The organism is Agaribacterium sp. ZY112, from assembly GCF_041346925.1.
GTDB lineage: Bacteria > Pseudomonadota > Gammaproteobacteria > Pseudomonadales > Cellvibrionaceae > Agaribacterium.
Genome location: NZ_CP166840.1, coordinates 1,629,579 through 1,650,174 on the forward strand (window position 1 = coordinate 1,629,579; position 20,596 = coordinate 1,650,174).

The 20,596-nt window shown below is 41.4% G+C and carries 22 protein-coding genes; 7 read left to right on the top strand and 15 right to left on the bottom strand.

Annotated features, from left to right (window positions below; translation table 11 throughout):
* Window positions 1–161: 161 nt before the first annotated feature.
* Both AB1S55_RS07190 and AB1S55_RS07195 read left to right on the top strand, forming a co-directional pair.
* Complete coding sequence (locus AB1S55_RS07190) at window positions 162–803, top strand: glutathione S-transferase family protein (protein ID WP_370981126.1); 642 nt, start codon at window positions 162–164, stop codon at window positions 801–803.
* A gap of 32 nt (window positions 804–835) precedes the next feature.
* Entirely contained in the window at window positions 836–1,789 is a 954-nt protein-coding gene (locus AB1S55_RS07195; protein WP_370981127.1) for a pyridoxamine 5'-phosphate oxidase family protein, read from the top strand.
* Between the two features lie 3 nt (window positions 1,790–1,792).
* Here AB1S55_RS07195 and AB1S55_RS07200 read toward each other — a convergent pair whose 3' ends face one another.
* The 6 genes from AB1S55_RS07200 to AB1S55_RS07225 form a co-directional block, all read right to left on the bottom strand.
* Window positions 1,793–2,404, bottom strand: a complete 612-nt coding sequence (locus tag AB1S55_RS07200) for an alpha-ketoglutarate-dependent dioxygenase AlkB (RefSeq protein WP_370981128.1) — start codon at window positions 2,402–2,404, stop codon at window positions 1,793–1,795.
* Between the two features lie 110 nt (window positions 2,405–2,514).
* On the bottom strand, window positions 2,515–2,796 hold the full coding sequence (locus tag AB1S55_RS07205; protein WP_370981129.1) for a hypothetical protein: 282 nt from the start codon (window positions 2,794–2,796) through the stop codon (window positions 2,515–2,517).
* Window positions 2,797–2,799: 3 nt separating this feature from the next.
* A complete protein-coding gene (locus AB1S55_RS07210) occupies window positions 2,800–3,264 on the bottom strand; it encodes a GNAT family N-acetyltransferase (protein ID WP_370981130.1) in 465 nt (154 codons plus the stop codon).
* Between the two features lie 71 nt (window positions 3,265–3,335).
* Window positions 3,336–4,013, bottom strand: a complete 678-nt coding sequence (locus AB1S55_RS07215) for an SAM-dependent methyltransferase (protein ID WP_370981131.1) — start codon at window positions 4,011–4,013, stop codon at window positions 3,336–3,338.
* Between the two features lie 84 nt (window positions 4,014–4,097).
* Entirely contained in the window at window positions 4,098–4,316 is a 219-nt protein-coding gene (locus AB1S55_RS07220; RefSeq protein WP_370981132.1) for a DUF6500 family protein, read from the bottom strand.
* Window positions 4,317–4,432: 116 nt separating this feature from the next.
* Entirely contained in the window at window positions 4,433–4,756 is a 324-nt protein-coding gene (locus AB1S55_RS07225; protein ID WP_370981133.1) for a YceK/YidQ family lipoprotein, read from the bottom strand.
* 785 nt (window positions 4,757–5,541) lie between these two features.
* On the opposite strand from AB1S55_RS07225, the gene AB1S55_RS07230 reads away from it, so the two are divergent.
* Window positions 5,542–8,814, top strand: a complete 3,273-nt coding sequence (locus AB1S55_RS07230; protein WP_370981134.1) for an FG-GAP-like repeat-containing protein — start codon at window positions 5,542–5,544, stop codon at window positions 8,812–8,814.
* Window positions 8,815–9,210: 396 nt separating this feature from the next.
* Window positions 9,211–10,038, top strand: coding sequence for a hypothetical protein (locus AB1S55_RS07235; protein ID WP_370981135.1), 828 nt, complete (start codon window positions 9,211–9,213; stop codon window positions 10,036–10,038).
* A 100-nt stretch (window positions 10,039–10,138) separates the two neighbouring features.
* On the opposite strand, the gene AB1S55_RS07240 is transcribed toward AB1S55_RS07235, so the two are convergent.
* The 4 genes from AB1S55_RS07240 to AB1S55_RS07255 all read right to left on the bottom strand — a co-directional run bounded on the left by AB1S55_RS07240 (window position 10,139) and on the right by AB1S55_RS07255 (window position 13,144).
* Window positions 10,139–10,543: a DUF1801 domain-containing protein gene (locus tag AB1S55_RS07240; RefSeq protein WP_370981136.1), complete on the bottom strand. Its 405-nt coding sequence runs from the start codon at window positions 10,541–10,543 to the stop codon at window positions 10,139–10,141.
* Between the two features lie 396 nt (window positions 10,544–10,939).
* Window positions 10,940–11,587: a class I SAM-dependent methyltransferase gene (locus tag AB1S55_RS07245; RefSeq protein WP_370981137.1), complete on the bottom strand. Its 648-nt coding sequence runs from the start codon at window positions 11,585–11,587 to the stop codon at window positions 10,940–10,942.
* 106 nt (window positions 11,588–11,693) lie between these two features.
* Complete coding sequence (locus AB1S55_RS07250) at window positions 11,694–12,179, bottom strand: GNAT family N-acetyltransferase (protein ID WP_370981138.1); 486 nt, start codon at window positions 12,177–12,179, stop codon at window positions 11,694–11,696.
* Between the two features lie 53 nt (window positions 12,180–12,232).
* Window positions 12,233–13,144 (bottom strand): LysR family transcriptional regulator, encoded by a 912-nt coding sequence (locus AB1S55_RS07255; protein ID WP_370981139.1) that lies wholly within the window; start codon window positions 13,142–13,144, stop codon window positions 12,233–12,235.
* A gap of 190 nt (window positions 13,145–13,334) precedes the next feature.
* Between AB1S55_RS07255 and AB1S55_RS07260 the strand changes: the two genes are divergently transcribed.
* Window positions 13,335–13,967, top strand: a complete 633-nt coding sequence (locus AB1S55_RS07260; RefSeq protein WP_370981140.1) for a class I SAM-dependent methyltransferase — start codon at window positions 13,335–13,337, stop codon at window positions 13,965–13,967.
* A 312-nt stretch (window positions 13,968–14,279) separates the two neighbouring features.
* Window positions 14,280–14,624, top strand: a complete 345-nt coding sequence (locus AB1S55_RS07265; protein WP_370981141.1) for a DUF5992 family protein — start codon at window positions 14,280–14,282, stop codon at window positions 14,622–14,624.
* Window positions 14,625–15,600: 976 nt separating this feature from the next.
* Here AB1S55_RS07265 and AB1S55_RS07270 read toward each other — a convergent pair.
* From AB1S55_RS07270 to AB1S55_RS07285, 4 genes are all read right to left on the bottom strand, one after another.
* Window positions 15,601–16,185, bottom strand: a complete 585-nt coding sequence (locus AB1S55_RS07270; protein WP_370981142.1) for a DJ-1/PfpI family protein — start codon at window positions 16,183–16,185, stop codon at window positions 15,601–15,603.
* A 1,034-nt stretch (window positions 16,186–17,219) separates the two neighbouring features.
* Entirely contained in the window at window positions 17,220–18,026 is an 807-nt protein-coding gene (locus tag AB1S55_RS07275; RefSeq protein WP_370981143.1) for an SDR family NAD(P)-dependent oxidoreductase, read from the bottom strand.
* 60 nt (window positions 18,027–18,086) lie between these two features.
* Window positions 18,087–18,440, bottom strand: coding sequence for a MerR family transcriptional regulator (locus AB1S55_RS07280; RefSeq protein ID WP_370981144.1), 354 nt, complete (start codon window positions 18,438–18,440; stop codon window positions 18,087–18,089).
* Window positions 18,441–18,568: 128 nt separating this feature from the next.
* Complete coding sequence (locus tag AB1S55_RS07285; RefSeq protein ID WP_370981145.1) at window positions 18,569–19,009, bottom strand: GFA family protein; 441 nt, start codon at window positions 19,007–19,009, stop codon at window positions 18,569–18,571.
* Window positions 19,010–19,153: 144 nt separating this feature from the next.
* On the opposite strand from AB1S55_RS07285, the gene AB1S55_RS07290 reads away from it, so the two are divergent.
* A complete protein-coding gene (locus tag AB1S55_RS07290; RefSeq protein WP_370981146.1) occupies window positions 19,154–19,735 on the top strand; it encodes a TetR/AcrR family transcriptional regulator in 582 nt (193 codons plus the stop codon).
* 190 nt (window positions 19,736–19,925) lie between these two features.
* On the opposite strand, the gene AB1S55_RS07295 is transcribed toward AB1S55_RS07290, so the two are convergent.
* Complete coding sequence (locus AB1S55_RS07295; protein WP_370981147.1) at window positions 19,926–20,414, bottom strand: hypothetical protein; 489 nt, start codon at window positions 20,412–20,414, stop codon at window positions 19,926–19,928.
* Window positions 20,415–20,596 lie beyond the last annotated feature (182 nt).

Here is a 20,596-nt window from a genome sequence, read left to right on the forward strand (position 1 = left end):
TTAGTCTCAATTGTTTCTATTATCGTAATAATAAATTTCAATTTAGGCTAATTATTTTTAATAGGGGAATAGATAAAGTACAACCATCGCTTGCAGCTAAGCCTCTATTACTGGCCGCTCAGGCCTAATGATGAACATAAACAAGGAAACGGCTAACAATCATGAACGCACACTTTCCCACAAATAACACCGCTATCAAGCTCTATCGTTTTGCCTTATCTGGCCACTGCCACCGTGTTGAGTTATTTTTATCCTTACTCGATCTACCTTATGAATTGGTTGACCTAGATCTACCTAATGGTGAGCACAAGCAAGCAAGCTTTCTACAGATAAACCCTTTTGCTCAGGTCCCAGCCATTGATGATAATGGCACGCTATTGACCGATTCGAATGCCATTTTAGTGTACTTGGCTAAGCGCTACGGGGGGGATCAGAGTTGGTTGCCTGAAGGCCCCGTTGCCGCCGCTAATGTGCAGCGTTGGTTGAGTGTGGCTGCGGGTGAATTGGCAGCAGGCCCTGCTGCTGCACGTTTGGTGACGGTTTTTGGCGCTGCTCTAGATCATGAGCTTGTTAAGAAAAAAGCGCATAGCGTATTGCGCTTAATTGATGAGGTTTTAAGTGATCGGGGCTTTTTAGCCAGCGAAGAAATAAGTCTTGCAGACATGGCCTGTTATACCTATATCAAGCATGCACCCGAAGGTGGAGTATTGCTAGATACTTATCCGCATATCCTCGCTTGGTTGCAAAGTATTGAAGCCTTGCCTGGATATATTGCTATGCTTGCCACTGATACGCCGGCTTAATTTATTAACTGTGTTGAGTATAGGTTTGTATCTTGAAGCAAGTTCATAGAGCATTTCATAAAGCAGAAGTCGCAGTGCAAGAGCGTTTGGGGTTTGCTGAGCGTATGAGTAACGTTGGAGCCAGCTTTATTCGCCCTTATATGCCCGAACAGCATAGAGCGTTTTTTCAAAGCCTATCTATGTTGATGTTGGGGCTGAGCGATAAACATGGTTGGCCCTGTGCATTACCTGTTTTTTCTGATCCCGGTTTTATCTCTTCACCGACGAATCAAGAGCTGAAAGTGAGTGCGCTACCTAGCGCACTTGAGGCTTTAGACTGTGTTTTAGCGCAAGGAGAAAAAGTGGCAACGTTGGGTATAGACCTAAGCAGCCGCAGACGTAACCGTATGAATGGTCTGGTCTCAAATCGAGATACCGAAGGGTTTAGCATTGCTGTGGAGCAGAGTTTTGGGAATTGCCCCAAGTATATTCAAACACAAGCTTTAACCGTTAAAGCTATGCATAGTAAGTTGAAGCAAGAAATCAGTTCTTCACTTTCCGGTTTAGACGAACAAGCCCGTTGGTTTATTTCTCAGGCATTTAGCTTTTATATAGCCTCTCGTACGGATGAATTTAACGATCAGGAAAATACAGGTTTAGATATTTCACATCGTGGAGGCAAGCTAGGTTTTGTTAAAGCACAAGCCAATACCTTGTTATTTCCAGATTTTAGCGGTAACCGCTTTTATAATACTTTGGGTAATATTGAATCTGATTCGCGTGTGGCCTTATTGTTCCCAGATTTTCAAAAATCTAGAGCTTTGCATGTGCAAGGGCGAGCCAAAATACATTGGCAACATACAGCGTTAGAATCGTTTGTGGGGGCTGAGCGTATTATTGAAGTTCATGTACAAAAAAGCACCTATCTTGATTTAGCGGCCACAGGTGAATTGATGGAATATTCTCCTGCTCTTGATAAAACAGGGCACTGGCCTGATGGTAACTAGTAATTAAGGGCTTAGCATTGATCGAAAGGTTAAGCTGATACGAGGCTGATCGACTTTTTTAGTGGCAGGTAAGCAGTGTTGCCAAAAAGTTTGAGTGGCACCTTTCATCACTAACAAACTGCCATGCTCTAATTTCACTTCAACTTTTTCTTTATCGCCTTTGTGTCGGAAACAAAATTTTCTCTCAGCGCCAAGGCTTAAGGACGCAATCGCACCATGACGCTTGAGTTCTTTTTCGGCATCACTGTGCCAAGCCATAGATTCAGAGCCAGTGTGATAGAGATTAAGCAAGCACGCATTAAAGCACTCACCTGTTTTTTCTTCTGCTAACATTCTGAGTTCTGCAATAGGCTCTATCCAAGCGAGTGCTCGTTTTTTAGTGCCTGAATAGTGGTAGTCGAAAGCTTGGTCTGCATACCAAGCTACTTTTCGTTTGGTAATGATATGTTTGCCATACAGTTTCGCTTCATCGTACTGCCAATTTACTTCGTTTAACAAACGTTCAAAATAGTATTCAGCTACGTCATGTTCAAGTACCGGCCCGTAATAATTTACAACGCCTCCACGAGGTAATAAATTTTCTTGAGGATTGGCTAAGTGGCTAAATAAATCCATAAGGCAATAATAGATACAGTAATAATGCTTTGGTTTTTACCTTTATAGGCTTTATGGTAGCCCACAAGCTATGCGATGTTGATTCCAGCTTGCCCGATAGGGGCCATAGTCTATTTGTTTTTAAAAGAGTGTAGCGCTTTATTAAGCATGCTGGATATTTGTACTAAAGCGCTGCTCATACCCAGTAAAATTCCCAGGGCGATTGCAATAGAGAGTGGTGTAAGTAGCTTGGCCATAGAAAACTCATTGCCACCTATGCAACCTTCAATCATTCCAAGCCATTGGCCGCCTAAATCTAAGCAGCTATCTTGAGCAATGAATTCAATAAAGTAGCAAAGACTCATAATACAAGACAGGGCACTTAAAATAATGCAGATAATCCACTGTTTCATTAGCTAAGTCATCTCTCGTACAAATGTCATGCACTGGTAGGCAATACCGCTTTTATTAGCTTGGGCTGCGCTTTCTTTAAAGCCTAGGTGTTTATAGAAAGGTATCGCATTGATGGATGAGCGGACAGTGTAGGTGTCTGAAGTCGTACTTGCGTGTTTCCACAGCTGCTTGGCTATGCCTTTTCTTTGCTGGTGCTCGGCTACAAATAAGTGGTATAGGTGATGACCATCTTTAATGGCGATATAGCCTGTTATTTCTGAGCCTGTTAAAAACACATAATGCTCAAAGTGACTATCTTTTAGTCGCCTCTCAAGCTCTGCTATGCATAGAGTCTTTGCAAACCACTCAGGTAGTTGAGCGCTGCTATCTTGTAAATATAAATGAGAAAGGGAAGAAATAAGCCGGCTAATCACTGCGGCATCTTCTAGTTCTGCTTTACGAATAATGGTGTTATGGCTGCCTGACAAAACAATATACCTATGTTAAGAGGTGTTATATGTGAGCGCTTCTATTTTATGCTGTTAATTGGCTTCGAAGTTTAAGCTCGTTTTATCACTAGCATCTGTGTTGCACCTTTTTGAAACTGGTAGTAGACCTTTACTAGTGAGCAGCTCAATGCCTTTTTATCTAGTTCGGTTATAATATCGCTTAGATAGGGGGAGGTCTTGTTTGCAAGTGTTAATAAGGGGTAAATGCGTACTTCACTCGCTACTCGGCACAGTTCTAAAATTGAAAGTAGGTGTTGCTTATAGCTCACATGTTCACTGTATAAAAACAAATAATGCGAGCAAAGAGCAAGATCAAACTCATTATCTTTAAAGTTCAGAGAGGGAAGGGCTTGATATTGGTAGCGGCCCGCTTGTTTTCCTTGTTCATAGTCATCAATAAAAGCCTTCATGGACGACATTCTTGTTTTACCTAATGCATCTACGGACTCAATGTCTTTCCAAATATAGTGTTCTTGGTTGGCTCGCATTTGAGCCATCACTTGATCATAAACCTCTGTAATACGAGCTTCTAGCTCGTGTTTTTCAAACTGGTAGGTCGGATCTATAGATACAGCCTTGCCTCCTTTTTTTGTAAGTTCAGCATTAAAAGAAGCAGGGCCATCACTGCAGCCTAGGATTCTCTTATCTAAATCACTTTGATTAAGCGAAAACATCTGCTGGTACTCTCTTAAAGAGCGCCCCCAGGGTACAACATCGTTTAAATTCATGGTGGCATCCTTAGTGGCTACTTACCTAGCAAGCTGGTTGCGCTCTATTTTAAAGTGATGGTTTATAGGTGAAATGGCGAGCTATTATAAGCCCGATTTAACCATCGACTTGATCTTATGGGCTTTTTCAAAGTGATTTAACTGATGTTTTTGTATCCACCACTGTGCCGCTTCCATCAGTATCTCGGGTTGATCATTCTTATTCTTAAAGAAGGCGTAGAACGATAGGCCGACATCCTCCCCTTTCTTTTCCATCTTTTGATCGCAGATTTCAACGATTTTATTTCGAAGTTCAGTGCGCATAGCTTATTGTGTACATTGTTATTACTAATTTAAAAATCATGCAATGTTACATGTTTTTTATTAAGTATATTTAAACGCTCTATTAATGAGCTGGGCTTCAAGTGCAAATAAGTTGCTTAGTTAACCTCTACATTACCATCGTTTATTTGCCTATAGGCACTGTAAGGAATAACTACGGTATCGCTTACAGCAGAAAAAGCGGTGTCGACTAAGTAAAAACCAGAAGCCCATACGTTGATGTAATAACTCTTATTAGGAGAAGAGTGTAAAGAGCAAAGATTGTACGAAACGCCTCCATATAAACGGCTCACTGAATCACAATGAGTGTTTTTCTTATCGAGCTTTCGCGCAATTTGCCTATCCGTAGAGCTTAGGCTGGTATAGGTGCCGCATGCGCATAGGCTGCTTAGTGCCAAGATAATGAATAGTCCTTTTTTCATATATAGCTCCATAGTGGCTTATGCTAGGGTCTTGCTACTGTTAATGGGCGAGCTTAGGCACTGTATTTTTTAAATACTTCCTGTTCGGTCAGCGCTTCGATTTCTTCCGTAAATAAACATAAATCTGCTTTATGAGCAATAAAGATCTGCTCTTTGACGTTAAGTCCGGTGTCTAAACCAAAGAGTCCCTGTGACAGGCTTCAAACTCTTGTGAGTCTTCTATTTCAACGGTAACGGATTGACAAAGACAGCTTCTTTTATACGTTATTACCCTTCTGCTAATGAGCGTAATCTATGAGTCATAGTCGTAGTTATGACAATAATAACACCCTACGTATGCATTAAAAGCGTGTGCTTAACTTTTGTTGTCAATCGGATTCATTCGTTCTTTTGAGAGGTCTGGGGTATAGCCCTTTAAATCAGTCACTTTACTTATTGTTTGGGCTTTGCCTTGCGTTGGTGATAAGGGCATAAAGCAGCGCTGGGCTCGGCTCTTAACACCTAGGTTTGGGCATGGCTAAAGGCCACGCTTAAAAATAGTGATTTAGGGTGAGGAATACGGGTTCATTATTTTCAAGATTACTTCGAAAAATAATGAACTTAGGGTTTAAGTAGTTGATTTTTATCGTTTTATCTGACTAATGAAAAAAGCTTAGATTGTTCAGAATCGTCAAGGAAGAGCATAAGCTAGAGTGTTAATTTAGGGGCATGATAAGAATAATAAGTAAGCTAAAAACTCTTATCGCCAGAACCTAAAATAACTTCCAAATATTGGATGAATAATAATGATAAAAACGATACCCAAGGCTTTAGCCTTATGTTTTCCGTTGGCGCTTTTAAGCGCTTGTGGTGGTAAATCAGACAAGCCGGAGGGTGAGGCAAGCCCTTCACCAACAGTTGCTGCAACAGTCACCCCTGAAGCGAGCCCAGCTGCTACACCAACAACCAGTCCCGAGCCAAGCTCAGAACCTAGCACCATACCTAGTTCAGAGCCTTCACCGGCAGTGCCTAATTTGATGGCTAGTATCAGTGTGGACGTGACAGGCTCGGCACTTAAGCGTGTGAGTTTTGATATTACAACCGAGGCCCCTTATGCCAATGTCAATATTCAATCTGACGGCATTGTATTACTCGATAATTTAGATGTTGTAGCTTCAGGTACGCATGCTCTTAATGCTGCCGTGAACTTTGGTTCAACAGGTAACAAGACGCTCGAATTTTATGTGCGTGGCGGTGAAGCTGTTATTGAAAACGTTGAGCTTAGCGATATCAATGCCACTGAGTTTCCATCATTTACCGATATTGCAGCAGATATTGGTTTAATTGATGACAATAGCCTTAAGTACAGTGGACCAACGGTTGCTGACATGAATAACGATGGCTATTACGACTTGGTGCTTAACAACCATAACGATTCGCCAAGTAAGCTGTACTGGAATAATGCTGGTACATCGGTTACTAAAAATGAAGGCGATCTTGCCTTGTGGAATCTGATGGATCTACACGGCACAGCCGCAGGTGATTATGACAACGATGGTGACTTAGACCTCTTAGTCACTTTAGGTGGTGGTAACGGCACTAGTCCTCAACCTCCGGTGTTTTATGTTAATGATGGTGATCGTGTACTTAATACCAGCACCGCAACCCAAGGCGCCCCTATTGGTCTAACGTCCGGTGCGCGTGGTCGCTCCGCTCGTTGGGGGGATTTTGATCTCGACGGCGACTTAGACCTGGCCTTATTTAACGCTGCTGGTATTAACGGTGAGACAGGCGCTCAGCATATTTTCTATCGCAATGATGGTGAAGGCGCTTTTGAATTAGTTGATGTGCTAGGGCTTGGTTATACCGCTGGCGACCGTTTATTGATGCTCGACTTTAACAAAGATGGCATTGATGATTTCTTAATTACTTCGCCTCTTTCTTTGTGGCAGGGTAATGGCGACTACACCTTCACCAACGTGACTACGCAGTGGATTCCTGAAGAACATCGTGGTGTATACGGTGGTTATGCCGCTGCAGATATGGATTTAGATAATGACGGTGATAACGAAGTTTATATCACTCGAGGTTACGCCTATTACAGTGTGAGTAATGCCGCCACACCATCTATGGATTTTAATGCTGCCACCGGCATTATGGATATTTATGATTCGGGTGAGCGCACTGAAAGCACGGAGATAAGCTTTAGTGCTGATGGCGATATTAGCATGTCACACTACGATCATACGATTGTGCGTTCGCGTTATGACGGCGAGTTCAATGTCTACTTGGGTGCTAATAAAGCGGAGCAAACCCCAGAAAGTAATGATGAAACGAATGTCATTACTCAGGCTGCTGCAGAAGGTTGGCCAGAAGACCGCAGTGAAAACGGTGTATATATTGGTTATATCGGCGACGGTCAGTGGCGTTTAGAAGTTGTGCGTAGCCAGTTTATTTCGTGGGGTATTGGTTATAGGTTAGAAGGCTTAAGCAGTGTCGAAACTGAATGGGATGCTAACAATCGCAACCTGCAAGACATTCTACTGATTAACGAAGGCGATCACTTCAGCACCGCTGATGCGAGCTGGAATATCCCTCAAGGTGGTAACCACTGGGGTGTGACCTACGGTGACTTTAATAACGATTCTTTCAACGATATCTTTGTTTATCGTTACGGTTATATCCGTGATCGCATTGCGGATTACACCTTATTAAATACCGGTAACAACAGCTTTGAAATCGTAACTTCTCAAGAGTCGACCCACACTGCTGGTGTAAGCCATGCGGATTCTGGTCAGGCCTTTGACTTCGATCTTGATGGTGATGTTGATATTTTAAGTGGCGACGACCAATACGGTAATTGGCATTTATTCCGTAACGATGCCGATGCAAGCGCTAACTACAGCCTTGTTCGTGTAGGGTATAGCCCAATCGAAAACATCGATCCTATTTCTGCACAAGTCGTCGTGCAAACAACAAACAATACCTATTACAAGCGTGTTGGTTCAGCGGGTGAGTCCCACTCTCAGAGTTTATTAAATACGGTTCACTTTGGTTTAGGTGATGAATCTAGTATTGAATCAGTATCCATTCGCTGGAGAAATGGTGAGACTGTTTACCTAACCGGACCTGATGCCAATACAGTATTGCAAAGCGATGATGGCGAATTCCCAGAGCCAACCAGCTTAACGGTTACCCCGGCAAGTGAAAGTGTTCGAGTGGGTGTTGCCGATCTTGACCTTGATATCATTCTTGACCCGGTTAATGCCAATCCAGCTGTAAACTGGAGTTCAAGTAACGACGCTATTGCAACGGTTGATACTGAAGGTGTTGTAACCGGTGTGAGCGTGGGTACGGCAAATATTACAGCAAGCTCTGTTACAAATGGAGAAAGTGATTTTGCTGAAATTGAAGTTATTCCATACGTACCTTATTCAGTCGAAAGTGTTTCAGTCACGCCTGAAACAGCCTTTGTATTGGTTGATCAAGAACTGAATCTAAGTGCAACCGTAATGCCTGAGCGTGTTGATGATGCTTCCGTTACATGGGGTTCAAGTGATGATGGCGTTGCCACAGTTAGCGACAGTGGTGTTGTACGAGGTATAGCTGATGGTGATGCAACGATTACGGCTACTACTGCAGACGGAGGATACGAAGACAAAAGTGAGATCACGGTTGAGACATATAGACCAACCTCGATGACTTACGTAAATAGAGAGAGCTTTTTGAGCGAAGAGTTTTCTACTTCTGAGCCTCTAGAAATATCACTTCAGTTTGAAGCGGGCAACGGAGAGACCGTTCTAGATGGTGGAGACGGTGGCATCATTGTTTGGTTTAGAGAGCTAAATTCTGGTTGGACGCCCGTTGAAGATGCAACTCAAGTAGACGCAACAGTCATTGGTACCACTAACGGGGTTGCAACGGTGAGCTTTGATATTAGTGATCGGACACCAACTGCGGAACTGCCAGATGGTAACTTCTACTTTATTTGGGCTCGTATGACCTCAAGTAGCGGTGATGTAGTCGGTGCAGGTGTCGGAAGTCCAACGGATATTATTACTCTTGTCGATGACGAGTAAAATAGAGACGACACTGCCTCGCAGTATTACAGGCCTTTGTATTTTACTTTAGTAATAAAAGCCGGATTTTAAATTGGCCGGCCAACGAATAAGTTAGCTCACGCGTTTAGGGCAGGGAACTATCTCTGCCCTTTTTTTATTTTATTTGTTATAAAAACAAGACAGATGGATGTCTGAATTCTTTCTTTTTAAACGAGTAGATTAGGCCTGAATAGCAAGGAAATTACTTCTCTTTTAGGGGGCTAAAATACCGATATTTGAAGGTGACAACTGTCATCAAAATCAATAAATAATAATGCTATGATATAGGCTCACTTGTTTGTAACTGAAAGCTTGTTCTTACTTGTTTCTAATTGTGGCGCTGTTTTCCACATCTAATATTACATGGAGTAATAAATGCGATTTCTTATCAAAGCTTTTTCTGTTCTAGCGTTTTTTATGTCTACATCATCTTTTTCGGATGTTTTTTCTATTGAAGGTAATACCCAGCAAGGTGTTGTGATTCCAGGTCTTGATTTTAACGGCATTGCTACAGGAAGCATCAAGGCTAGTTTGGATGAACGCACAGGTTTAACAAAAGTTGATCAATTAACCTTGGCTTTTTCTGAAGGCTCCCCTTTTCCTGCCAAGACACTAAGCATTAAAAGTGGTTTTGTCTCTAACTCTAACGAGCCCGATACGATAACGGTTGTTAAAAAAGATCAGTGGTTGTTTCGTGCTGTTCGTGTGTCGATAGAGAATTTTGATGCTTTAAGCCTGGCTGATAGCGTGCGAATTCGTGTTTCAGTTGAAAGTTCTGACTCATATGTTTCTGACGATGAGCCAAGTCAGTTTGATTTCGATTTGTTTACTTTAGATGCTCAAGTTGAAAAAGTTATTCCTTTTACCTTGGCAGATGTACATAGCCAGCAACACCAAGGTAAGCGACTAACCCTTAAGCTAAATGAAAATTATAGCCATAATCTAGACCCTATTAATGGGCCCGTTGGTGAAGGTGCAGAGCTTAAGGTTAGTTGGTTAGGGCATGGCACAGGTACGGCATTTATTCCTGTTGGACAATGGCAGCCGGGCATGAAAATGATTGGTGTTGATGTATCGAACCCTACTGGCCTATTTGGTATGGATGAAGTAGTTATTCGTTATCAAAGAACGGTGGGTGGCCCTGTCGAATTTAGTCCTTCTTTACCTTTAGAAATGCTTGTTAACGACGCCTTAGCTGATTAGTTAGCCTATTTTAACTAGCGGTAACGTTATTGCAGCGGTGGCCACCCTATGTTCGGTTATCGCTGCTCAAAGGGAAGTATCGCTAACAGCGAATATTTTTTTACTCCCCAAGTAAAGGCAAGTGTTTGATCTTGTGGTATCTCAAGCACAAAGATATGCAAACCTTAAGCTCTCTCAATGGTAGTGGACCTGATATTGGTAGTGCTATTTCTCGTTGGCCGATATAGTGAAAAGTATCTGGATATAGCTCTTTATAGGTTTCTATTAATTTTGTTTTACAGTTAACATAGATAGAAATGGAATTGGGTGATTTCTCTTTCCAGTCTATTCTGAGTGTGCTGCCATGCTTGGTTTGGTAGCTAGGCTCACCCCACTTTAAGCTTTCAACGACCTCACCTAGCTTTTCTTTTTTTGCTAGCTCAAGAGTGGTCGATCGTATCTTAAGTAGTTGTGTTTTGGCTTTAGTTGGATACGTTTCAAACTTGGCTTGAACCTTGTCATCCATAGATAGAACCTGATTTGTGCATGTTAGCGTCTGATAAAGGAAGTTTGTTATTGCCATCGACGCTCAGTGTAACGCCATTTGTGTAACTTCATTCCACAGGCTGTTGTTTTCTTTTGCTGGCTCATAGGAAATGAAGCGCGGGATGGCATCAAACTACTCCATGGGGGCAGCCACCTTGTTATACCTGTGTTCTATGTGGATTACTTTAATGATTTATCCACAGGTATTAGGCTTAGAAAAAACTAATAATTAGTAACGAGCCATCACTACACCACCAATGAAGCTTATATTAAATTGGTATTCTCTTTTAATACTATCGGTTCAAGCATAAGCTTTTCTCCCACATATGTATAACAGCATCGGAAATCATACAAACAACTCCTAGTACTAACATGGTTATGTTTTTTGTGACTTCTTAGCTACGACAAAATAGCTTGATGCGTTTTTATATATCTCTTCGGACTCAACTGACTGAAATCCACCAGCTTTTAATAAATCTTCTATGTCGGAGCTTGTGATTCTTCTTATTGGTATGGGGATTAACCCAAGTTTACATAAGACTCGTACCAGTTGAATTTGAATGTTAACTAAAAATGACATCCTTTGACGCAAGCATGGTGTAACGGAAATGAATAAACCTTCTGGCTTTAGCAATTCATTTATTCGTAGCATTGCATCTTGTGGGTTAGGAACTGTGTGTAACATATTAAAGGCTAGGATGACATCATAGGAATCATTAGAAAGATTTCTGTCAAAAATATCTGATTGCTCAAACCTTATATTTTCAACTTTCGAGGCCTTTGCTTTCCCCCTCGCAATTTCAATCATCTTCGATGATATATCAATAGCGTGAAGCTCTTTAACTTGGTTAGAAAACTGACATGCTGCGGTTCCTGTTCCACATCCATAATCGAGAACGGTGTCGCTATCCTTTAGGAATTTTTTGGTGTTTTCCCTAGATCTACTATGAATGTATTCAAATCGCTCTTCGGTCTTGTCGTAATTTTTGGACGCGCCATCCCAAAATTCTTCCGATTTATTCATCTTCTACTCCTTAGTAGGGGAAGCGTAGCGCCCCGTTAATGGCTAAATTATTGGCTAAATAAGTGGCAAAGGAGTAATAGCCAATTTTTCTCTGTTTAATGACTTGTTATGTGTCTAACTCTAACACCATTAATTGCGAGTTTTCACCATAACCTGAAAAAATTTCATCACTAGGCATATTTAAAAATCCAAACTTACCCCAAAAACCAGTTGAGTTTTGAACAGCTACTAATGATATTCTTACATAGTTTTGTGTTTTGGTGTTATCAATTAGATTTTTCACTAATGCTTTAGCTATGCCTTTTCCTCTTGCTTCAGTAGCTAATGCTAGGTCATGAATAAACAGATTCGAGCTGTAATTTATAGGGGGTTTTTCATTTAGCTTTGGTGGGTGTTTGCTCGCCCATGGGTGAGCTAATAAGTAAGCTAATATTTTACCTTTATGGTCTGTAAATACTGAGCAGGTTTGTGGCGATGAATACCATTTGCTTTTTAGAACGTTTACATCTTCAGGAGCTATATCGGTATAGACTTCTTCCTGGATCTTTACAATCTCATCCCAAGATTTTTCATTTATTTGACTAATTGACATAGCTCCATTTCCGAGAGGCATAACGTTGTTTTCAGTTTCGGCTAAGTCTATTGTTAGATTTCAGGCTGATCTAACGAAAGCGAAGCAAGTTCTTGAGCTAACAGATCAAACACGACCCTGATACGACGGCTATTACGCAGCTCTCGATGAGAGACAAGCCAAATCGGTATTTGCGGGTTGAACAAATCGGGTAAAACACACTGAAGATCATCAAAAACACCGTCAGTATCCATAGGTAGAATCCCAAAACCTAGACCCTCTCGGACATACTGGAGCATGCAGTTTCCACTGGAGGTGAGTATCCTAAATTGCTCCAAGCGTAGCTCCAAGCCCCGCTCTGCAAGTCCAGTTATCATCGTCTCAGTATCTTCTAGTCCCACGAAATCCTGTGTAGATAGATCCTCAATGGTCTTAGGCATCCCAACTTCACTCAACAACTTTTTGGAGGCGTAAACCTGCCCCTTGAGATACCCGATACAACGAGCAATAAGATCAGCTTGTGTCGGTTGCGCATGTCGTATCGCAATATCGGCCTCTCGCTTTACAAGGTCGCGAACTTCGTCGGAGGCGACAACCTCAATCACAATACCTGGGGCAATGTCGCGGAGCTTTCTCAGCATCGACGGCAAGTAATAAGCAGCCATCATCTCCGTCGCGGTTATACACACTCGGCCCTCAATCCCTACCGATTGACCAGAGGCGGCAAGTGATATCCGATTGGCGGACTCAGCCATAGCTCGGGCGTGCTCTAGAAGCTCTAATCCCGCGGCCGTTAACTGAACCTGCCGATGCCCACGCTCAAAGAGCGTCACGCCGAGGGCTTGTTCCAAGCTCGTCACTTGCCTGCTCAATGTTGGTTGAGTCTGATTAAGGGCGCGAGCCGCTGCGGATAATGACCCCTCTGCCGAGGTCGCTAGAAAGGCTCTTATCTGGTTCCAGTCAAAGGCGATGTCATTCCAGTTCATTGGTTTTTGTATGCCCAGTATAGAAATTTCTTTATTTACTACGCTATCAGCGTATGGCCAAATAGTACAGTCAATTAGCTATCGTCTTTTAAGGAGTCGCCATCGAATAAGGGGCGGCGTAAAAAGAGCGGGGTCGAGTCCGACTTTCCCATATAGCTAATTATTAACTTGGTATTGGCAGAGGATTGATATGAGCGTTTCTCAAGAGTTTTGGGACAAGAAAGCCGGGGCGTATGCCGAAAGCCCTATCGCTGATGAAGAAAGCTATCAAAGGAAGCTCTCTGAAACACAGGCCTTGCTTACACCTGAGATGAGTATCTTAGAGTTTGGATGTGGTACAGGGACCACAGCTATTAAACATGCCCCCAATGTAAAAGATATTCTAGCGATCGATATTGCTCAAAATATGCTTGAGATTGGTCGGGAGCGAGCCAAGAAAGCTGGTGTAGACAATGTTGTTTTTAAACGAAGTACGTTAACCGGCTTGTGCGCCAAATCAGAAAGCTTAGATGCTGTACTTGGTTTAAACGTTATGCACCTTGTACCAAATCGAAAAGAAACGCTGGCGGATGTAGCCAGAATTCTAAAGCCCGGCGGTATTTTTGTGAGTAGCACTGTTTGCCTTGGCGGCTCTTACCTTCGGTTTGTTAAACTTTTCGAACCTATTGGTAAGTTTTTGGGGTTGATGCCAGATCTTTTTATTCTAAAAGAATCAGAGTGGGAAAAAGAAATTATTGACGCCGGCTTTACCATTGAAACTCAGTGGCACCACGGGAATAATGGTATAGCTGTTTTTATCATTGCGCGTAAAGTGACGACATAAATAGAAGCTTTGATTGTAGCTTCTTTAGAATACTCTTGATGCCAAAAACATGGCAGGCTGAAAGGTGTTTCGGCCACTTTATGGCCATTCTTTCTTGCTTTGTTATTGGTTTTCAATATGCGGAAGTTCCTTTTTATCAATGAGTTTAAATGAGCCCGTCTCAATTAATAGCGACTTTCCAGATCCGTTAACTAGATAGATAATTAAAATAGCGCTATTTCAAGTAAAAAATGATATATGTCTGTCTTTGAAGGTTTTCTATACTCACAGAGCCAAGAGTGGTATTCAAACTTTAAATCAAGGTGGATTAAAATGAACAAGATTGTAGTGTCATTGGTTTTGTTGTTATCGTCATCATTTTCTTTTTCGGGAGATTGGGTTGTAACTGGAGCGAGTGTTGATCTTATTCAATCAACAACTTCTACTAGAAATGCCTATTGGATTTGGTACTCCAATACTTCAGGGGCGGATGCCTGTGATGGCAAGATAAAATTTGTTCCAGATAACGGTAGTGAACATGTTGATGCAGTTACTTTCCAACGGGGATTTGATTTGACCACTGCAGCGATGGTGCACGATCTTAAAATCAATATATGGCAATATGGTGATGTATTAGATTGCAGCAATGCCGTAGCAAATGTCGAATTACGAAGGTGATTATTTATAAATGGGCTGCAATGTTGCAGCCCATTTAAGCTGTATGCATAGTTCGCTTGCTGGGAATAGGCATGCTGTGTATGCCATTAACTGGGTCTAAAACCTATGCTACATTTTAGGCAGCCACATGCCCATAGTTGCGGTGATTATGCCAACGATAAGAAACAAGCTGAGTATGCTTAGGCTAAAACAAAAAGCAATTTTTGTTGTTTGGTTTTCTGTTTGTTTGCAGTAGAAATACCATTCCAGCATAGCCAGGGGGAGAAAGTATTGGGCAAAAGCGATAAAATCTAAAAATGGCCCTCTAAAGCTATTCCAGTCAATGCCTATTCCTCCCGTGAGTGCGGCCCATCCCATTAAACCAACACGAAAAAACCAAACGGAACTCGCGGCAAAAAATAAACGCAGAGCCCAGCGTCTATCGTATCTTGAGAAGCAATTTCGTAAAATATTACTCTAGTTTCTTTTCCTTTTTGGCCACAGCCATAAGAGCATGGAAATTTTTCTGTAGAGAGAATCAGCCTATTCGTATCATTAAATAGCCAATTTTACGTATTAGAAGTCGACTCAATAAAGAGGGTGTTTTTTGCAGGATCTCTTCCAAATTCCATATAGTTAGATTTGGCGAGTACTAGCCCCCGGCTTTCTTGAATCTCACGGCTTTCAGAGATCAATGGAAGCATCAGGTAATTGCTGCCTGAGATTCGTATAGCCGCCCAAGCTCCCACTTCTCCTTACCTTTGGGGTCTCTTGCAGCATTAGTGGTTATTTCTTCCTTGGGTTTTTCACGTAATACTTCTTTAAGTATCGGATAGATTGAAAAACCCAAGGATTAGGGCGGAGCCTGCAAATAGCATCAATCCGTTTAAAGAACCTATTTTCTTCCACGACATCCTTTATTTATAACGCCCCCATGGTTAGTTCTGAGCGTAGGGAGGAGGCAAAAAGCGACTTTTTACCTCTGGTTTATGGCTTGTTACGAGTTTTTACTCCACTCAAACTCCATTTGTCTCGCAGTCTTTTCAGCCAGTTCTAAATCGACAACCCTTGAAACTAAGTGAAGACTCATATCGATTCCAGCCGAAATACCACCGGACGTTACAAACTTACCTTGATCTACCCACCGCTGGTTTTCAATAACCGTAAGATCCGGATAAGCGTTTCGAAGGTCTTCAATATCTTCCCAGTGGGTAGTTACCTTTAAATTTGACAGTAAGCCCGCCTTTGCAAGTAAAAATGCTCCTGTACAAACAGAGGCTACAATAGTTGCGCTCTTAGACGTGGTAGATACCCAATCTATAACCTTGGTTTTTTTCATCTCTTCGGTGTGAATGCCGCCGACAACAATCAACAGATCAATTTTAGGGTGATTATTAAAATCATAATGGGGGTTAATGTTATAGCCGCCTCTCGCACAAACAGAAGCGTTTTCCTCAGCTACTAGAAAAACGTGAAAAAGCCCTTCTGGATTAGATAGCCTGCTAGCGGTTGAAAAGACTTCAAAAGGACCAGAAAAATCTAGTACTTCGGCGTTTTCGTAAATAAATATTCCTATGTTCAAAGGACAGTACTCCGATTATTCATAGCTTGTTATATAGCCGAATTCATAGGCTAAGTGAAAAGTTGACTCACTTTACTTTTGATCAGTAATTAGAGGCGCCTAACACTCACTTGCCCCCAAGAAGGCCATGTTGATGAAATGCCACTAGATCACCGCAGGTGAAAGATATACGATTTCCTCTCTTAGAAAGCAAGGATTTTCTCAAGCTGAAATTGCTAGATATCTTAATTGAGTGCCCAGCACCATATCTAGGGAAGTTAAGCGGGACTTAACGGAAGGTACTTGCCACCTAAATATGCGATGAGCATGCTAGAGCCCGTAGAGTCAGGTCTAGGCGAAGTGATATTTCAGTGAGCTTGACTGGTTAAATGATTACTGAATTGATTCGGCTGGATTGGAGTCCAGGGCAAGTGCCTGCGTGGTTGAAAATGAATAAAAATATGTCCATCATCCATGAAGTAACTCATCGTTACATATTGTGCAACAAGTTCAACTGCGGAGTTTATATATTCATTTAAGACAGCCGGAAAGATTCGTAAAAAGTGATCTCGAGCTTATGATTCAAGCATAAACACCATATCTACGAGTGCCCAAATTGAGCGGAAAACAAGAGCCGAGCGGACCATTGCTAATAGATATTGTCATGAGGTATGGGCAGGGTACAAACTGTATTGTGGCTCTAGTCGATAGGAAAACGAAACTCACCTTATCGGAAAGCTACTCGACAAATCAGTAGGCTCTTTAAGCAAGAAAGCTGAGTAAATGACTGTCTAAAGCCCTTACCCGTTTAAAACGGTCACATCAGATAACGATACTGAATTTTATGGTTTTAAAGTGATTGAAGAAGTGACTGGTGTGAGTTTTTACTTTGCCACACCTCTCCACTATTTAGGGAAAAGGTTGAGGGAAAACACCAGTGCCTGATAAGGCAATACTTGCCAAAGAGAAAATCCATGAGCCACATTGCTAAAAAATATATTTAATGATTACTTCAGTATTGACTCTGAGTGGTTTAAATCTATTCTGGTTTAAATCTATTCTGGTTTGGATGAAATACTCTCTTTAAACATGTTGGAAACTATTTTAACAACAGTCTTACGCGAGACCATACGAGGTATTAAAGAAGTTAAGTAATTTGCTGTTCCAGATATTTTTAACATCCGACCCTGTGAAAAAGCTTTTAATTCAGAGCTAACCACCTCACTTGGCCGTGCTAGTTTCATGTTTGATGTATCAGCATTGGCAGTATCCATAAAACGAGATTCTGTTGCTCCAGGGCACAGAGCCATAACACGAAGATCTGTATCTAATAATTCCCCTGTTAGTGCTTCCGAAAAACTTAAAACAAAAGCTTTAGAGGCGCCATAAACAGCTTGATATGGCAAAGGTTGGAAAGATGCAGTGGAAGCTACGTTTATAATGCCCCCGATATTATTCTTTCTCATGAACGGCAAATATAGATGAGTCAACTCCACCAGAGAATTTATATTTAACATTATCATTCTATGATACGTTTCAAAATCCTTCTCAGGAAATTGGCAAAATCTCCCAAAACCAGCATTGTTGATTAAATAATCAACTGAAAAACCTAAATCGCTTGTCTTTTCAAATAATGTTCTTGCACCGTTGGACTCACTTAGGTCAGCAGGAATAGCTATAACCCAAATATTGGTGTGTCTAGACTCTAGTTCGTCCGCTAGTTTTTTTAGATCGGAATGTGTTCTGGCTGTTAGAATTAAGTTGGCGCCCTCTCTTGCAAGTTGTATCGCAAATTCTTTTCCAATACCTGAAGAGGCACCAGTTATTAATATGGTGGTATTTTCAAAATTTAGTGTTCTCACTATTGATTCCCGGTCGGCTTATTAGAGAGCTAACCGTACACCTTGCCCTTAGGGGGAAGGTCAAGTGAATTTTTCACCTAAATCCATTTTAAACTCCTGTAAGCTCCCAATTATATGTTGAATTCTTTCTGTTTCCTGTTTTAGATTCGATATTTTTTGATCGATTAGTTGATATGCCAAATCAATAGGGAGCTTTTTATCTTTAGTTTTCTTTGATACTAATTCTTTGATTTCAGAGAGACTAAAGCCAAGATTTTTTGCACGACAAATCATATGAATAACGATTACATCATGATCGCTATACACGCGGTAGTTGCCTTTTCTCGCGGGAGGATCTATCAAGCCAATAGACTCGTAGTGCCGAATCGCTTTTCGAGATGCTCCCGTCAATTTAGAAACACGACCTATTAACATAGTAGCTTTCTGTAATGATGAGTTGATGATCGCCTAAGGCTCAAATTAGCAGATGGGCTGTAGGCGAAGTTCGGTGCAATTTCCTGCGCACACAGGATTGACTTACTATTTTTTTATATCATAGCTTACTATGGTCCGTTTTTGTTAGGCGTTTGTCTTCCCATTTCTGGCGGCAGAATATCAAATGTTGGCACATCACTAGGGAAGATTGCCCATGATGGTGCTGAAGCGGCGTAGATCGCCATTTTAGGAGTAAATATATTATTATTTAATGAAGTAGCTGATACAGAGTAAAAATTTCCCGCTGTTACCTCAGCGCACAAAACAGAGCTACAAGTGTTACAGAAATGGTAAGCAACCTCTTTTCCTGAGCCTCCAGTACGCGCATATGATGAAGCTTTTCCTTTTGTGAATTTAAAATTATCTTTTGGCACCCATAGACCAAACCATTTATCTGAACCGGTGAGCGTTTGGCACTCACTGCAATAGCAAAAAACTGAGTTTATAGGGCCGTCATCAAAGCTAAATTCAATGCCGCCGCATGTGCAGCTTCCAATATGTTTTCTCATGTTATCTCCGTTCTGGTTAGTCCCCAGCGTAGTATGTAAAACAAAATATTCGGGTTTGGTTTTCCTGTCAAAGATGACACTTCATCCTAGGGGAGATTTTATATATGATAAAGAACATATATAAATACAAGGGAATTCATACCAATGCCCTATACAAAGGCTCACAAAAATAACACCCGAGAAAGAATCCTTGAAAGCTCTTTCAGGTTATTTGCAATGAAAGGTTTTGAAGGTGTTACTATTGATGTTCTGATGAATGACTGCGGGCTTACCCGAGGCGCTTTTTATGCACATTTTAAAAGTAAAACAGAGCTTTACAGTGAGGCATTAAAATTCAGAGCCAACAGCACTAAGCTTGCCAACCTTAAACCAGAGGGGGTATCAAACAAACAGTGGTTGTGTTTGCTGCTAAATACATACCTAAGCTTGGAACATGTGAGCGGAGAGCGCTCTTTGTCTTGTCCGTTAGCATTCTTAGCCACAGACATCAATATGCAGGATAAAACAATAAAAACAGCTTATTCCGATGTTTACTATGGGATGAATACAGCAATTATGAAGTACGCGAGTAGCTATTGCGACTGTGACGAGCAGGATGTTTTTTCGGTAACCGCAATGATGATCGGTGCCGTAGCTATCGCTAGAACACTTCAGAGCAAAGAATCGATTGAGCATTTATTAGCGGCGTGCCGACGAGAAGCGGGTATAAAGTTGGGTGGAATATAACACCTCGAAAAACGAGCAATACGGCAGGGATGCAAGTCGAGAAAGCTGATGATGGTTGATCGGTTTGTTATGAAGTGTCCCTGAATTTGACTATTTACTATTTAGAGTTTTGACGCTAGGCTTTTGTCTTCGCTAATTCATAGCGTTCTTCATTATTCATAGCTCTCGTACCAAGTATTGCAGGTTGTCTTCATGGCCTTGTTCTTTTTTGCCATTTAGATCTACGGCCAAAACCTGCTTCAAATTCTCGTACAGAATATGGCTGTCCACAAGCAGTACATTTACACGTTATTTTTGATTCCCTTGTCTTGGGATCAGAATCATTCGTTAGTATTTCTATTAAACCATGCTTTGTCTCGCTATGTGCAAAGTACGAAGCCTGGGCATATTTCTCACATCTACAACCAGTTATGCTCACAGCATCTAGAAACTTAACTATTCTGTTGATTGATTTAAGTATTGCGTCTTTATTTTCATTCGAAGACCAATAGCTTGGTTCTGAAAAAGACCTAATTTGATAGCGATTTTCTGCCAGCTCCTTTAGCATATCCACATCAGATAGATTCAATAAAGCATATGATATCTCAGATATCTCAGATATCTCAGATATCTCAGATATCTCAGATATGTCACGCTTATTACCAGTTGTCAGAGTGGATAATAATTCTTCGATGTTCAAGGTAAGCTCATGAAAATTAACGCTTGCATCAATGGGGGCGGAGTGAAAAAGAAAAGTCGGCACAGTAATATTTTACCGAAGAATACACTTGTTGGTATATTTTGATTTAATCAGCTTTTTAACTGATATTAAAGTACTTTTCTTTTACTGAAAATAGGTGCGTGCACCTAACTTTCCAAGGC